The sequence below is a fragment of the Neisseria montereyensis genome, assembly GCF_024834045.1.
In the GTDB taxonomy this organism is placed as follows: Bacteria; Pseudomonadota; Gammaproteobacteria; order Burkholderiales; family Neisseriaceae; genus Neisseria; species Neisseria montereyensis.
Map to the genome: position 1 here is coordinate 37,994 of NZ_JANUXW010000012.1, position 14,933 is coordinate 52,926.

Annotated in this window: 11 protein-coding genes and 2 tRNA genes; 7 read left to right on the plus strand and 6 right to left on the minus strand. The window is 45.4% G+C overall.

Annotated elements, in window-relative coordinates; genetic code table 11:
- Window positions 1-181: 181 nt before the first annotated feature.
- From NXS09_RS10075 to NXS09_RS10105, 7 genes are all read left to right on the plus strand, one after another.
- Window positions 182-2,164, plus strand: coding sequence for a cation:proton antiporter domain-containing protein (locus tag NXS09_RS10075; protein WP_259292389.1), 1,983 nt, complete (start codon window positions 182-184; stop codon window positions 2,162-2,164).
- Window positions 2,165-2,229: 65 nt separating this feature from the next.
- Window positions 2,230-2,305 (plus strand) — tRNA-Val (locus NXS09_RS10080).
- A gap of 12 nt (window positions 2,306-2,317) precedes the next feature.
- A tRNA-Asp gene (locus tag NXS09_RS10085) sits at window positions 2,318-2,394 on the plus strand.
- A gap of 205 nt (window positions 2,395-2,599) precedes the next feature.
- Window positions 2,600-3,307 (plus strand): phosphoglycolate phosphatase, encoded by a 708-nt coding sequence (locus NXS09_RS10090; RefSeq protein WP_259292390.1) that lies wholly within the window; start codon window positions 2,600-2,602, stop codon window positions 3,305-3,307.
- Between the two features lie 74 nt (window positions 3,308-3,381).
- Window positions 3,382-3,831: a recombination regulator RecX gene (gene recX / locus NXS09_RS10095; protein ID WP_259292391.1), complete on the plus strand. Its 450-nt coding sequence runs from the start codon at window positions 3,382-3,384 to the stop codon at window positions 3,829-3,831.
- A 201-nt stretch (window positions 3,832-4,032) separates the two neighbouring features.
- Window positions 4,033-4,692 (plus strand): oxygen-insensitive NAD(P)H nitroreductase, encoded by a 660-nt coding sequence (gene nfsB / locus NXS09_RS10100; RefSeq protein WP_259292392.1) that lies wholly within the window; start codon window positions 4,033-4,035, stop codon window positions 4,690-4,692.
- A gap of 478 nt (window positions 4,693-5,170) precedes the next feature.
- Entirely contained in the window at window positions 5,171-6,667 is a 1,497-nt protein-coding gene (locus NXS09_RS10105; RefSeq protein WP_259292393.1) for a SulP family inorganic anion transporter, read from the plus strand.
- A 61-nt stretch (window positions 6,668-6,728) separates the two neighbouring features.
- Here NXS09_RS10105 and NXS09_RS10110 read toward each other — a convergent pair whose 3' ends face one another.
- From NXS09_RS10110 to NXS09_RS10135, 6 genes are all read right to left on the minus strand, one after another.
- The gene (locus tag NXS09_RS10110) at window positions 6,729-7,994 is read right to left on the minus strand and encodes a DUF2254 domain-containing protein (protein WP_259292394.1); all 1,266 of its coding nucleotides are present in this window, start codon (window positions 7,992-7,994) and stop codon (window positions 6,729-6,731) included.
- A 64-nt stretch (window positions 7,995-8,058) separates the two neighbouring features.
- Entirely contained in the window at window positions 8,059-8,685 is a 627-nt protein-coding gene (gene tmk / locus NXS09_RS10115) for a dTMP kinase (protein ID WP_259292395.1), read from the minus strand.
- Between the two features lie 292 nt (window positions 8,686-8,977).
- Complete coding sequence (gene ettA, locus NXS09_RS10120; protein WP_259292402.1) at window positions 8,978-10,654, minus strand: energy-dependent translational throttle protein EttA; 1,677 nt, start codon at window positions 10,652-10,654, stop codon at window positions 8,978-8,980.
- Between the two features lie 226 nt (window positions 10,655-10,880).
- Window positions 10,881-11,144 carry a hypothetical protein gene (locus NXS09_RS10125; protein WP_259292396.1) on the minus strand — a complete coding sequence of 88 codons (264 nt, stop codon included), beginning with the start codon at window positions 11,142-11,144 and terminating at the stop codon, window positions 10,881-10,883.
- Between the two features lie 373 nt (window positions 11,145-11,517).
- The gene (locus NXS09_RS10130) at window positions 11,518-11,790 is read right to left on the minus strand and encodes a hypothetical protein (RefSeq protein ID WP_259292397.1); all 273 of its coding nucleotides are present in this window, start codon (window positions 11,788-11,790) and stop codon (window positions 11,518-11,520) included.
- Between the two features lie 381 nt (window positions 11,791-12,171).
- A partial coding sequence (locus NXS09_RS10135; protein ID WP_259292398.1) for an Ig-like domain-containing protein occupies window positions 12,172-14,933 on the minus strand: 2,762 nt, incomplete at its 5' end.

Consider the following 14,933-nt stretch of genomic DNA (forward strand, 5'->3'; position numbering starts at 1 on the left):
TACCTCAATGGTATAGATTTATGACATAAATTTTTGCAACATATCAAGTGGTTTTATACCACTTCAAGCCATGCAAAAAACATGTTTTTAAAGTCTTTTAAGCATAAACAACGCCGGTTTGCTATATAATCCGAACCTTATTTCCGGCAACCATTATTATTCAATTCACGACACTCACACTATGGAACACTTTTCTCTAGCACCAATTGTTATTGTTTTATCTGTTGCGGTTATTTCCGTTATTTTTTGCCGGAAGTTCAATATTCCTTCCATGCTCGGTTATCTGCTGTCCGGTTTTCTCGCCGGCCCCAGCGTTTTGCATCTGATACCGAAAAGTGAAGCCACCGATTATCTGGGTGAAATCGGTATCGTGTTTTTGATGTTTAGTATCGGTTTGGAATTCTCTCTACCCAAACTTAAAGCCATGCGGCGTTTGGTGTTTGGCTTAGGCGGTATGCAGGTGGTCATCACCATTATTGCGATTGTCGGTATTTTGATGATTAGCGGCGCCCAGTTTAATTGGGCCTTTGCCGTTGCCGGCGCATTAACCATGTCGTCCACTGCCATTGTAAGCCGCATTCTTTCCGAGAAAACCGAATTGGGGCAAACCCACGGTCAAATGACGATGGGCGTGTTGCTGATGCAGGATATTGCCGTTGTGCCGTTAATGATTTTGCTACCCGCCCTTGCCGGCGGTGCCAGTGGCAATCTATGGATTGAACTGGGCTTGGCCGTACTAAAAATGATATTGACACTCGGCGTACTGTTTGTGATTGGCAACCGTATTATGTCGCCGTGGTTCCGCTTGGTAGCCAAACGTAAATCTTCCGAACTGTTTATGATTAACGTGTTGCTGGTTACCCTTGGTGTAGCTTATCTAACCGACTTAGAAGGCCTGTCATTGGCGTTGGGCGCGTTTGTGGCCGGTATGCTGTTGTCTGAAACCGAATACCGCTTCCAAGTGGAAGACGATATCCGTCCTTTCCGCGATATCCTGCTCGGCTTTTTCTTTATTACCGTCGGCATGAAACTGGATATTCAGGCATTAATCAACGACTGGCAATCGGTGTTGATACTGTTGGGCATTCTGATTTTATTAAAAGCCGCAGTGATTTTTATTATTGCCCACCGTATGAAGCACACTGCGGCCGACAGCTTAAAAACCGCGCTTTATCTGGCTCAGGGCGGTGAGTTTGGTTTTGTAATGTTGGCGGTTTCCAGCAAAATCAATATGGTTTCACCTCAACTCGAACAGGCCGCAACCGCTGCGATTTTACTTTCCATGATTATCGCCCCGTTCCTGCTCAACAGCAGCGATAGATTGATTAATAAGTTTGTGAAATCCGACTGGGATATGAAAGCCGTCGATCTGCAAAATATGCTGATTGCTACTATGAACACTTCCGATCACGTGCTGATTATCGGCTACGGACGCGGCGGACAAACCATCGGTAGGATTCTGACGCAGGAAAATATTCCTTATTACGCTTTAGACTTAGATGTCGAACGCGTTCAAGTGGCCCGCAGTGCCGGCGAACCTGTATCGTTCGGCGATGCCAAGCGGCGTGAGGTTTTGGAAGCCGCCGGCTTAAACCGTGCCAAAATGGTGGTGATTACCCTTAGCAATATGCACGAAACCCAACACATATTGGATAATATTATGAGCATCCACCCCACCATGCCCGTGCATGTGCGTGCCGTGAGCGACGATTACATCCAAACCTTTACCCATATGGGTGCAGAAGAAGCCGTATCCGATACCAAAGAAACCAGCCTTGCCTTAGCCTCTTACGCCATGTTGGGTTCGGGATTATCGTATCACCACGTTCATCAAACCATTATGGATATCCGCCGCAACCGCTACGACATTCTAAAAGACTTGTTTGTCGGCAGTGACGATGAATCCGCATTCTATGATGAAGAAAACAATGTCAGCCGTTATGCATTTGCGTTGTCGCAAGAAGCGTACGCTATCGGCAAACACATAGACGAACTGCCGCTCAAGCATTTAAATATCAAGCTGCTGTTTGTCCGCCGCCATACCCACCGCATTCAAGAATTCGATAAAGATTTCCGATTGAATGACGGCGACATTCTGGTTGTAGCCGGAAACAAGGAAAAAATAATATCCTTTGAAAACTGGTCTCTACAAGGAAACGCTTAAAATGATGCAAAAAATACTTGCAGCGATAACCAAGTTTTGATTTAATCACGGCTTCACAGCGACACGGGTGATTAGCTCAGTTGGTAGAGCGTCTGCCTTACAAGCAGAATGTCGGCGGTTCGACTCCGTCATCACCCACCAAGTTTTTTGTGCGGAGTGGTAGTTCAGTTGGTCAGAATACCGGCCTGTCACGCCGGGGGTCGCGGGTTCGAGCCCCGTCCACTCCGCCAACCTTATTAAAAAAGCATCAATCTTCGGATTGATGCTTTTTTATTTACGTCATTCTCATAGGCCGTCTGAAACGTTTTCAGACGGCCTGATATATTTCTTTCAACCCATCCGTTCAAATAAAACCTTGAATAATCCAAGCCGTCTGAATAGCGCTCAATAAAATGCTACAATAACCAGCCTCAAAATACTGATTGACTGCTATTTATGAAAACCATCGAACATGTTCAGGCCATTGCCTTTGATTTAGACGGCACACTCTGCGACTCCGTGCCCGATTTGGCCGCTGCAGCCAATGCCGCACGCGAACACTTAGGCCTACCGGCACTTCCTATCGAAACCGTGAAAAGCTATGTGGGCGACGGCGTTGCCAAGCTGATACACCGCGTGCTCACCGAAACCTACGAAGAAGAAGCCGAACCCACCCTCTGGGAACAGGGATTCACCTTTTTTATCCGCTATTATCACGATCACTTAAGCGTTTACACCCGCCCCTATCCCGAAACCGAAGCCGGATTAAAACTGCTCAAATCTCTGGGCATTCCGTTAATTGTGATTACCAATAAAAACGAAGTTTTAGCAGTCGAACTATTAAAACAGCTCGGTTTGGCCGACTATTTCAGCCTGATACTCGGCGGCGACAGTTTATCCGAGAAAAAACCGTCCCCCTTGCCTATTACGCATGCCGCAGAAGTATTGAATATCCAACCGGCCGATATGATCATGGTCGGCGACTCTAAAAACGATATTCTGGCGGCCAAAGCGGCCGGTTGTCTAAGCGTCGGCGTTACATTCGGCTATGGCGATATGACCATGCTGTCACAAAACGAAGCCACCAAACCGGATTGGTTAATCGGTGCAATTCCGGAAATCTATGAAAACCTCCAACCTCAGAAAGAATCGGAAAATAGATAAAACCCATCCATAATATATAGGCCGTCTGAACCCCTTTCAGACGGCTTATTATCCAAAAGATACCTTATTTTAATATGAAGCAACCCCTATCCCTCCGCACCCGTGCCTTAAATATACTTGCCCGCCAAGAAATCAGCCGCGCCGACCTGAAACGCAAACTGGCACCTTATGCCGACAATGAAAACGAATTAAATCAGCTTTTAGACGAACTGGCCGAAAGAAACTGGCAATCGGACAAACGCTTTGCCGAAGCCTATATACACGGTAAAAGCAAACGACACGGTACCCTACGCCTGAAACAAAGCTTGCAGCAAAAAGGCATTGATAATGAAACGGCCGCATCTTTTCTGCCCAGCCGTGAGCAAGAATTGCAAACAGCAATTGACGTGCTGCATAAAAAATTCAAACAACCCGCGCAAGATATGAAAGAGATGCAAAAGCAAATGCGTTTTCTGGCTTACCGGGGTTTCGATAGCGATACCATCCGCGCCGCCTTGAAAAGCGACTGGCCTGAAGAAGAATAAATCCATTCCGATGATTGATCGGTTACCCATCGCATGATAAAAAATAAACAAGCAAAGGTAAATAATATATAAATAATCTTGAAAGCCATATAGCCATACCCATGTAGCCAATAGCTATCGGCAATGATTATATTCAGACAGACGGCCATATACGGCATAATATTTTTACAACGTTAACTTTTTAACCCAAGAAAGACCATTATGAAGACTTTAAAAGAAGCACTCGACTGGCGTTACACCACCAAAGTATATGATGCCGGCAAAAAAATATCGGCGGAAGACTTTGCCCAAATCGAGCACATCCTCCAATTCAGCCCGAGCAGCACCAATTTACAACCCTCTCATTTCATTATTGCCGACGATGATGCCGGTAAAGCACGCATTGCCAAAGCGGCAGAAGGCCCTTATGCCTACAATGCCCCCAAAATCAAGAATGCTTCCCACATTATCGTATTCTGCAGCAAAGTCTTCGCTGATGATGAGCACTTAGAAGCCGTTCTCGAACAAGAAGACAAAGACGGCCGCTTTGCCGAAGAAGCCAACAAAACCCAAATGCGCAATACCCGCAAGATGTTTTTAAATATCCACCGTTATAACTACAAAGACGAACCCCACTGGCATGCCCGACAAACCTATCTGACTTTCGGTGCCGTTTTGCTCGGTGCCGCCCAATTAGGTTTGGACGCTACGCCGATTGAAGGAGTGGATATGGCGAAAGTGGATGAAGAATTTGAACTGCATAAAAAAGGCTATTCCGCTCTGGCCGTAATCGCTTTGGGCTACCGCGACGAAGCAGAAGACTTTAATGCCCGCCTGCCCAAATCGCGTTTACCGAAAGAAAAATTGTTTACCAAAGCTTAATAAATGATTCAACATATTAGGCCGTCTGAAAAAAATTTCAGACGGCCTTTATCAAACAAAACCACCACACTAAGCCCCCTAGCCTGAGCAACCTGAGCATTATCTTCCGAGAAAATTTGAAACCCAATCCTGCCTGCGTTACAATTCGCCGCCGACGATATTTAAACGTCGGCAATATTTTCGAAAGCTTGTCGTCATTTATGTAGTCGGCAGTATTTCAACAACCGACCGACTCGGGCGATATAGAATTGATCTAGTCAAAACCATTTGGGAAACTCAGGGCTTATCCCCTTGTTTACGTTTGTTCCCACTGTCTTATTGCAGGTTTCAACAGATTCCGTTTAGCAGTACCGGTTCAAAACCGATCATCTTGTCTTTGCCTTTCCTTTATCTCAACCATTTTGAGTCATGGCTAGCCGGTCGGCCTATTGTTTTTTCAGACGGCCTTAATGAATAAATAAAAATCATCAGGAATTTAATGCTTACCTTTATCCAAAAAAACTTTTTTTCCAATATACGCGGTGATGTTCTTTCGGGAACCGTTGTCGCTTTGGCGCTCATTCCCGAAGCCATTGCATTTTCGATTATTGCCGGCGTCGACCCCAAAATCGGTTTATATGCCTCTTTCTGTATTGCCGTTGTTACGGCTTTTACCGGCGGCCGCCCGGCCATGATTTCGGCCGCTACCGGTGCGATGGCACTGCTGATGGTCACACTGGTTAAAGATCACGGCCTGCAATACCTCTTTGCGGCAACCGTTCTCACCGGCGTGTTACAAGTGGTCGCCGGTTATTTAAAATTGGGCAGTCTGATGCGCTTTGTTTCGCGCTCGGTAGTAACAGGATTTGTGAATGCACTGGCTATTTTGATTTTTATGGCACAACTGCCCGAACTCACCGATGTTTCTTGGCATGTTTATGCTATGACGGCAGCCGGTTTGGCCATTATTTACCTGTTTCCGCGCTTGCCTGTTGTCGGCAAAGTGATTCCCTCCCCGCTGGTGTGTATTGTCGTATTAACCGCTGTATCGGTGGCTTTAGGTTTAAATATCCATACGGTCGGCGACATGGGCGCATTGCCCGACACGCTGCCTGTTTTCCTAATACCGGATATTCCTTTGAATTGGGAAACCTTGTGGATTATCCTGCCCTACTCGGTCAGCCTCGCCGCCGTTGGTCTACTGGAAAGCCTGATGACGGCAACGATTGTCGATGAAATGACCGATTCGCCCAGCGATAAAAACCGCGAATGTAAAGGGCAAGGCGTTGCCAATATCGCCGCCGGTATGATGGGCGGCATGGCCGGCTGCGCCATGATCGGCCAATCGGTAATTAATGTAAAATCAGGCGGACGGACACGTTTATCCACCTTATTGGCCGGTATTTTTCTGATTATTATGGTGGTCTTTTTAGACGACTTAATCAAAATTATCCCGATGGCTGCTTTAGTGGCGGTGATGATTATGGTTTCTATCGGCACGTTTTCTTGGGTGTCTCTGAAAAACCTGTTTGTTTATCCGCTTTCAACCAATATTGTGATGTTGGCGACCGTTGCCGTGGTGGTGTTCACCCACAATCTGGCTTTAGGGGTGTTTGTCGGCGTATTGCTGGCCACACTGTTTTTCTCTAATAAAATCGGGCGGTTTATGGCGGTTCGCAGCGAATGGACCGAAGGCACCAACAGCCGCCGTTATCGTGTAATCGGACAGGTATTTTTTGCTTCGTCCGAACAATTTATCCGCTCTTTTGATTTTGAAGAAGCCGTTGACTCGGTGGTGATTGATTTAACTAATGCCCACTTTTGGGACATCACCGCCGTTTCCGCTTTAGATAAAGTGGTGATTAAAATGCGGCAGCAAGGCAAACAGGTGGACGTTATCGGCATGAACGAGGCAACCGCTACCGTGGTCGATAAATTCGGGGTATACAACGACCCTGAAGAAGTCGCCAAAATTATGGGCGGCGGTTCTCATTAAGCAATCAAATCAATAAGCCCTTTGCTTTGCGCAAAGGGCTTAGGCCGTCTGAAAGTGCTTATCAGCTATCTTTATTATTATAATCACTGCCGAATAAAGCATAATGCTTAGCTTTTAATCTTTCGGCATCATGCGCAAACGTCATTTCCTGCACAGAGCGTTGTAAGGCAATAGATGCCATTTCTGCCGCCGCTTGCGATATGGCAATATTATCGGTATTGCGCCAAATACCGGCCAATACTTTCTGCATTACCAAACCGACTTCTATCGTATTCGCGCCATCGCGTGCAATCGGATCAAAACTTTCCATTATCCATTTTTCACATGCTTCGGGTTTGATAGATAGCCGATTATATTTTTTAGATGATTCTTCATCTTGTTCGGGCTGCTCGGCAGTTAGCACTTCCATCATGCCCGTCATTACGCTAATGGCCGTGCCCGGATCGTTCACTGCGGGCGACAAAGCACGCTGCGCCACTTCGCTTAATACCACAAAGCCCCAGTTCGGATCTTGGGCATAACTGCGTGTGGTACCGAATACAAAACATTGGTTCAATGTATCCGTGTCGCCATGACCTTCCACCATCATCAGCGGCGTATCTTCCATCACTAATTCGCCCGGCCGCACTAAAATATGAATATGAAGATCCGCTTCCTCCGCTTTATCCTGCAAAGATGCCATATTAATATGGGTTAAATAGCCGCTATATCCGGATCTCACCAATTTGGCACGACTACTACACGCACCGCGCCAAGCCGCCCCCAATTGTGGGTCGGAAAAATAATGAGCTACCGATGTTTTCGTTGCCGATAGAATTTTCTGAATCGTATTGTCCATACGGCCCAAGTGCGACAAGGTATAAACCCAACGTATCAAAGTAGCAATCAGATAAATAAATACGGCAACCGTGCTCACAAACAAAATGAAAAGCTCGTTTTGCCCGTAAAAATCCATCCCTAAAGCGGTTCTGGCAATAATGGCATAGATAAAGGAAGACAAGAAACTGGCAATGGCCGTACGCGTATTGTCATCGCCCATCACCAATTCGGTGGCTCTCGGTGTCGCTCCGCCGGAAGCAGAGGCAAAAGCCGAAACCATAATAGACAGCGAAAAAGTGGTTACTGCCAACATGCTGGATGAAATGACATCCAACAGCCCTTCTAAAGTATCCAACTCTATTTCAGGCAAAGTATCATGCGGTATCCATACACCGACCAAACGGGTTGCAAAAATAAAGCAAACCACGCCTATCGCCCACAAAGCCGGTGTTACCCACAAGCGGTTGCTCGGCTGCTTTAACGCCAATAACCAACGATACAATATCATAATGAATGCTTTCTAAAAGATAATCACATTACAGGCCGTCTGAAAATATAACGGCATAAAACCTTTAATCCGAAATGCCGAAATGTTTATTTAAAACCGCTTTCAAATCGGCTTGAACTTCATCCCGCTCCCGATTACTGTTGATAACCGCATAACGCTCGGGCGCAGCGGCGGCACGGTTAAGATAAACTTCGCGAACCCGCGTAAAGAAGTCGGCATTTTCTTGCTCGAAGCGGTCTTTTTCACGGTTGGCATCGATCCGTTGCATAGAAACCGATAAAGGCACATCCAATAAAATGGTTAAATCAGGGCGGAAATCCCCTTGCACCCAATTTTCCAATATCGAAATGGCTTCCAACGGCACACCGCGCCCGCCGCCCTGATAAGCAAATGTGGCATCGGTGAAACGGTCGGAAACCACATGAATGCCCTTTTCCAATGCCGGCAAAATCACATCATCGAGATGCTGGCGGCGTGCGGCAAACATTAATAATGTTTCGGTGTGCAGTCCCGCTTTTGTAGCCGGATCCAATAAAATATCACGCAGCGCCTCGCCCACCGGCGTTCCACCCGGTTCGCGGGTAAATAAAACCGGCAATTGATGCGCTTCAAACCAATGTTTGATAACCGCCAGATTGGTAGACTTACCCGCACCGTCTATGCCGTCTAATGTAATAAATTGAGCACGCATAAAAGCTTTCCGAATGATTCAGACGGCCTTGAATCACTCAACAGGCCGTCTGAAATATTAACAACACATTATCAGACAAAGGCCGTCTGAAAATGTTTCAGACGGCATATTGACTCATCGCTTAAAACAACAATACCACTAAAGACAATATTATTTACTACCAAACCCATAACAAACATTTGGATATTATCAGAAAACCGATTGCCTTAAAGCAACAAGGGATAAACGGCCGGCATTATTTCCAAACCGAATATCCTGTTGCCTAACTATTTGAATTTAAAAAACTACATTATTACCGTGTTACCGGTTTATAACGAATCCGTTTCGGTTTGGCACCTTCCTCACCCAAACGGCGTTTTTTATCAGCTTCATATTCCTGATAGTTGCCATCAAAGAACACCCATTTCGAATCACCCTCGCAAGCCAAAATATGGGTTGCGATACGGTCTAAGAACCAACGGTCGTGAGAAATCACCATCACACTACCGGCAAATTCCAACAATGCATCTTCTAGGGCACGCAAGGTTTCTACGTCTAAATCATTAGATGGTTCATCCAACAGCAAGACATTGCCGCCGGCTAGCAAGGTTTTGGCCAAATGCAAACGACCGCGCTCACCACCGGATAGATTACCGGCAATCTTACTTTGGTCGCTGCCTTTAAAGTTAAAACGACCCAAATAAGCACGGGCGGGAATTTCAAACTGCCCCACCTGTAAAATATCGCGGCCGTCGGCAATATTGTCGAATACGGTTTTGTCGTTTTGCAAGCCGTCACGGCTTTGGTCAATCAACGACAGCTTCACGGTTTGGCCGATTTTCACTTCACCGGAATCCGGCTGCTCTTTCCCGGCAATCATTTTAAACAAGGTCGATTTACCGGCACCGTTAGGGCCGATAATGCCGACAATCGCGCCGGGCGGCACTTTAAAGCTCAAATCGTCTATCAACAGTTTGTCGCCAAACGATTTGCTCACATTGGTAAATTCAATCACTTCATTACCCAAACGCTCGGCCACCGGAATAAAGATTTCCTGCGTTTCATTGCGTTTTTGGTATTCGTAATTACTCATTTCTTCAAAACGGGCCAAACGGGCTTTCGATTTGGCTTGGCGGCCTTTGGCATTTTGGCGCACCCATTCCAATTCCTGTTTCATCGCTTTAATGCGGGCAGCTTCAGACTTGGCTTCATTTTCCAAACGTTTCTCTTTTTGTTCCAGCCATGAAGAATAATTACCTTTCCAAGGAATACCGTGTCCGCGGTCCAGCTCCAAAATCCATTCCGCCGCATTATCAAGGAAATAACGGTCATGCGTTACCGCCACCACGGTTCCGGGGAAGCGTACTAAAAACTGTTCCAACCATTCCACCGATTCGGCATCCAAGTGGTTGGTCGGCTCGTCCAGCAACAGCATATCCGGCTTGCTCAATAATAATTTACACAATGCCACGCGGCGTTTTTCACCGCCGGAAAGCTGACCGATTTTCGCATCCCATTCCGGCAGGCGAAGTGCATCGGCGGCAATTTCCAACTCATGTTCCGCACCGCCTGCCGTGCTTGAACCGGCAACAATCACCGCTTCCAAGCGCCCCTGCTCTTCAGCCAAGGCATCAAAATCGGCATCAGGGTCGGCATAGGCGGCATAGACTTCTTCCAAACGTTTTTGGGCGGCAGCAACCTCACCCAAGCCACTTTCGACTTCTTCGCGCACGGTTTTTTCAGGATCCAACTCCGGCTCTTGCGGCAGATAACCGATTTTAATCCCGCCCATCGGCACCGCTTCACCTTCAAATTCCTTATCCACGCCGGCCATAATGCGCAATACAGTCGATTTACCCGCACCGTTCAAACCCAACAACCCGATTTTCGCACCCGGGAAAAACGATAATGAAATATCTTTAATAATGGTTTTCTGCGGCGGAACCACTTTACTCACGCGCAGCATGGAATAAACATATTGACTCATTATTCTCTCTTTACTCAACTAATAAACTAAAAATAACTTTTCAGACGGCCTTGCGCCTCAAAAATATACGAAATCGATTTCTAAAAATAATATATTATTATTCAAACTACTGTAACTGAAAAACATAACCGCCTCATCACAACTTCAGACGGCCTCAATTCAAAGCAGTAAAAAATCATTGCCCATCATCGCTAATGTTTTCTTTACTGTATCACGTTCATTCATGACTTTACACAAAATCAGCATACCAATCATAAAGGCCGTCTGAAAATAAATGAACAATGCTCAGTAAAAGCGTTGATATTTTAACCGAAATGGGCAGTTGAAACACATTGGCAATCATAATGGCAACATTACTGACCTGTATTTCACCTGCCAGCAGTTTAATCTTAACTCCGCACCACTCATCACCACCGTAATACAGACACCTTCCTAAGTCTCTAGATATGCCATATTGATAAACATTTATATTTACATTATGATAATTCATCATTACTCATAAAAAACTCTCTGGTTTGCCCAAAATCACTCATTAGTAAGAGAGGGGTATGGAAATATTATTGTTATTACTGTTTTTTGCAGGGCTGCTGACCAATTCAAGCCAATACCGAACCCAAACTTTCAGAATTGACCTAACCTATTTATTAAGAAGGCTACCGTTTTATATCATCTCGATAATCGTTGGTTTCTTGATTTTCGCAGTTGTAACTGTCCTGTCCAACACATAACAAAAATACTGCACAAGTTAAGGCCGTCTGAAGTATTTTTCAGACAGCCTTAATTTTTGAGAGCCCACACAACTTTCGGCAGCAGCGCAGAAATAGTTACATAATGCTGCAATCATATTAGATTAGCCGTTTATTTTTTTATGCCTTATACCGTGGGTCAGCGTGTAAAGCGGCCATCAACTCAGATTTATAAGGGCGTATAGATTCGATTTTATCTGCAGCTTCTTCCACCCATTGGCAGGCTTGGTAGTATTCGGCAGCTGGCAGATGTGAAAACGGCATAATGTCGGCAATAAACAGACCTACAAAACAACCCGCATAATCCTTATCCGGGTTATGGTCATCTCGCCAATTATCCATAAAAAGTGGTTCGAGATAATCGTACAAATCCAATACAGCAACTCGACTCATATCAAAGCAATTACCGCTACTAATCAACAATCCAAAAGGCACACTCATTTTTACCCCTAACATCAAAGTGATTTTATGACATTGTTTTTATAACAATGATACTACATACGCAATAACTTTCACACAATTCCAAGCGTTACACGGCCATAAACCAATGTATATGCAAAAAATATATATGTTTAAACGGAACGACGAGTTACATGTCCAATACTGGCAACGACTTAATACACATACCTACCTTATAATCAAAGATAACACCCCCAAAAGCATATACCCAAATACAGATTTTGATTGAACACCGATGCTATTGCATTCTTCTTCTCAAACATACCCAAATAAAAAGGCCCTGCTTTTCAGCAGAGCCTTTTATCAAGCATTTAATTAACCAAGAAACTCAACATGGTTTTCCAAAATGCTGTTCAGCGTTTCACCTGAAGACATTCCGGAGAATGTAATGCTGTTTTGGTATGTAGCACCATCAGTACCCACACCGGTAAAGCTGAGTGTATGGGTTTGATCATTCCAAACGGCACCTTGTAGCTGCTGCGGGCTTACCAAGTCTGCAAATACCACTTTGTCCGAACCGGCTTGGAAATCCAAAATTTGATCATGGCCGCTATTGCTATTGGCTAAGAATACAAATTTATCGTCACCTTCGCCACCGGCCAATACATCATTACCGGCACCGCCAAACAGAATGTCATCACCGTCACCGCCGCGTAATGTGTCATTACCGCCATCGGCACGGCCATCCAACATTTCGGTCCAATGCTGTTGAACATACTCGACTTTTTGCTCGGTAGTAGCAGCCGAACCGTTGTTTTCACTCCAACGGATAAATTCATTCAATGCTTCCGAACCCATACCGTTATGATGGCCTGCTTCAAAGGTTGTACCGGTTGCAGTGTTTGTCCATGAGAGGTGATCCGTATTCATAGAATCGCCAAACAAGATATCGTTACCATCACCACCAGTTAATGTATCGTTGGATACGCCATCCAATACCGTTGTTGACGAACCGCGTTGTAAAGCTGCATCCAACTCTTGCGGGTTATCAATAATGGAAGCTTCACCGGCTTCACCATGATAAACCACATTAACATGTCTACGACCATTAATATGGTGAACCGTAGTCTCTTCATAATGAAGCGGTTGGCTGGAAGTCGTATCAAAATACTTCAGCGTATTTTGTTGAACACCTTTAGCAAAGCCTACTGCATGGACTTCTGATACTTTTGCCAGTTTTTCAAAGCTGTGTAAGCCTGCATTTACTGATCTTTGGGTAACGAATGAACCATGTTGTCTTTCACCGTTAGCACCATAAGTTGTCGGTTCGCCATCGGTTAAGAAGTAAGTCACATTGTGGTAACCCTGCTTGCTAACATTATTGAACCAAGCTGCCGTATCGTGGAATGCATCATCGTAGTTGGTTGCACCATTACCTTGTTGTGCATCAATACGATTCAGTAATCGGCCGACATTAGATTCATTTAAGTCTCTAATATCAATTACTTGATGCGCCGTTTTATCAAAAGTCATCAAGGTTACATTTACCTTACCATCATGGTTAGCCAAATCTTTAGACAACTTCAGTAAAGATATTTTTGCCATATCCAAATACGAATGACCGTCATGTGTTCTAAAGTTAGCCATACTGTTTGATGTATCCAGCAAGATGGCAATATTGTAGTTCTCACCTTTGGTAATAATGGTTTCGGTACCACCGGTATCACCGATTAATACATCGTTACCACCACCGCCTTGGATGTGCGGATTAGAACCGTTATCACCGATTTTTATCTTATCGTTGTCAACACCGTCAATTGTAATATTCAACTTCGCAGTAGAAGTATCACCATCGGCATCACGAACGGTATAAGTAAAGCTATCGGTCAGTTTTTCACCGTTATTCAGTGCTTTAACAGCTGAATTGTCATTATCTAAAACATAAGTGTAATGACCATCCGTACCCAAGACCAGTTTACCGTAATGACCATTTTGATTACCTGATATCACGGTTACAGGCGTATCCGCACCAGTGTGATCATTATCGAACACATTACCGCTAACTCGGGTCTCTTTCTCTCCAATATGATTACTATCATTTACAGCCGTCGGTGCGGTATCGGTAATCTTAATATCCAAGCGATCCATCGCGGTATTACCGGCAGCATCTTTCACACGGACAACAAAGTTATCGACTACAGAGTTATCACCGCCGGAATGGTCTTTACGATGTCCGTTTTCAGTATAAGTATAAGTTACTTCACCTTTAGACGGATTGTAGCCATTGATGCTCAATGTACCTTTATCTGTTTTAATCACAACAGGATGAGATTCAGATGCAGAAGTGACATCTTTACCACCTACAGTAATCGTTGCTACGCCACCGGCATCACTAACTTTAATAACACCGCTGACTTTGGCAGAACTGGCTTCAACCACTTCTTGATCTACAGCTTTAACCATAGGATCAATCGTATCTACCGAACCGTTGTCTGTAGCATTGCCTTCGTTACCGGCCGGATCTTTCACTTTCGCATCTACAGTGTAGTCACCGTCAGGCAATTCACCCGGTACGTCTACGCTGAAGCTGCCGTCACCGTTTACGGTGGTGGTAACGGTTTGGGTGGCGCCGTTGGCATCGGTAATAACAACAGTCACTTCCGAACCTTCCGGTGCGTCGGTTTTACCGGTAATGGTCGGGGTATTGTCACCGGTGTTGTCCGGAGCATCTACGTTAATGCTCGGACCGGTGGTATCAACCACATTGCCGTTATTGTCTTCGGCAGTGGCGCTGTTACCGGCTTTGTCGCTAACGCTGGCTTTAGCAGTGTATTCGCCGTCGGCCAACGGATTCGGTACGTCTACGCTGTAGCTGCCGTCCGCTTTAACGGTCGTGGTGATGGTTTGGGTCGCACCGGTGCTGTCGGTCACCACCACGGTTACTACTTGGCCTTCTTCCACATCTTGGGTGGTGCCGGTAATGGTCGGAGTGTTGTCACCGGTTAAGTCAGGCGCTTCTACGGTAATAGATGCAGTGGTGTCTACCGAACCTTTGTCGCTGGCATTGCCTTCGTTACCGGCCGGATCTTTCACTTTGGCATCTACACTGTAGTCGCCGTCAGGCAATTCACCCGGTA

Coding starts and splice junctions, on each gene's coding strand:
- NXS09_RS10075 (WP_259292389.1), top strand. CDS start 182: ATGGAACACTTTTCTCTAGCACCAATTGTTATTGTTTTATCTGTTGCG.
- NXS09_RS10090 (WP_259292390.1), top strand. CDS start 2,600: ATGAAAACCATCGAACATGTTCAGGCCATTGCCTTTGATTTAGACGGC.
- recX (WP_259292391.1), top strand. CDS start 3,382: ATGAAGCAACCCCTATCCCTCCGCACCCGTGCCTTAAATATACTTGCC.
- nfsB (WP_259292392.1), top strand. CDS start 4,033: ATGAAGACTTTAAAAGAAGCACTCGACTGGCGTTACACCACCAAAGTA.
- NXS09_RS10105 (WP_259292393.1), top strand. CDS start 5,171: ATGCTTACCTTTATCCAAAAAAACTTTTTTTCCAATATACGCGGTGAT.
- NXS09_RS10110 (WP_259292394.1), bottom strand. CDS start 7,994: ATGATATTGTATCGTTGGTTATTGGCGTTAAAGCAGCCGAGCAACCGC.
- tmk (WP_259292395.1), bottom strand. CDS start 8,685: ATGCGTGCTCAATTTATTACATTAGACGGCATAGACGGTGCGGGTAAG.
- NXS09_RS10125 (WP_259292396.1), bottom strand. CDS start 11,144: ATGATGAATTATCATAATGTAAATATAAATGTTTATCAATATGGCATA.
- NXS09_RS10130 (WP_259292397.1), bottom strand. CDS start 11,790: ATGAGTCGAGTTGCTGTATTGGATTTGTACGATTATCTCGAACCACTT.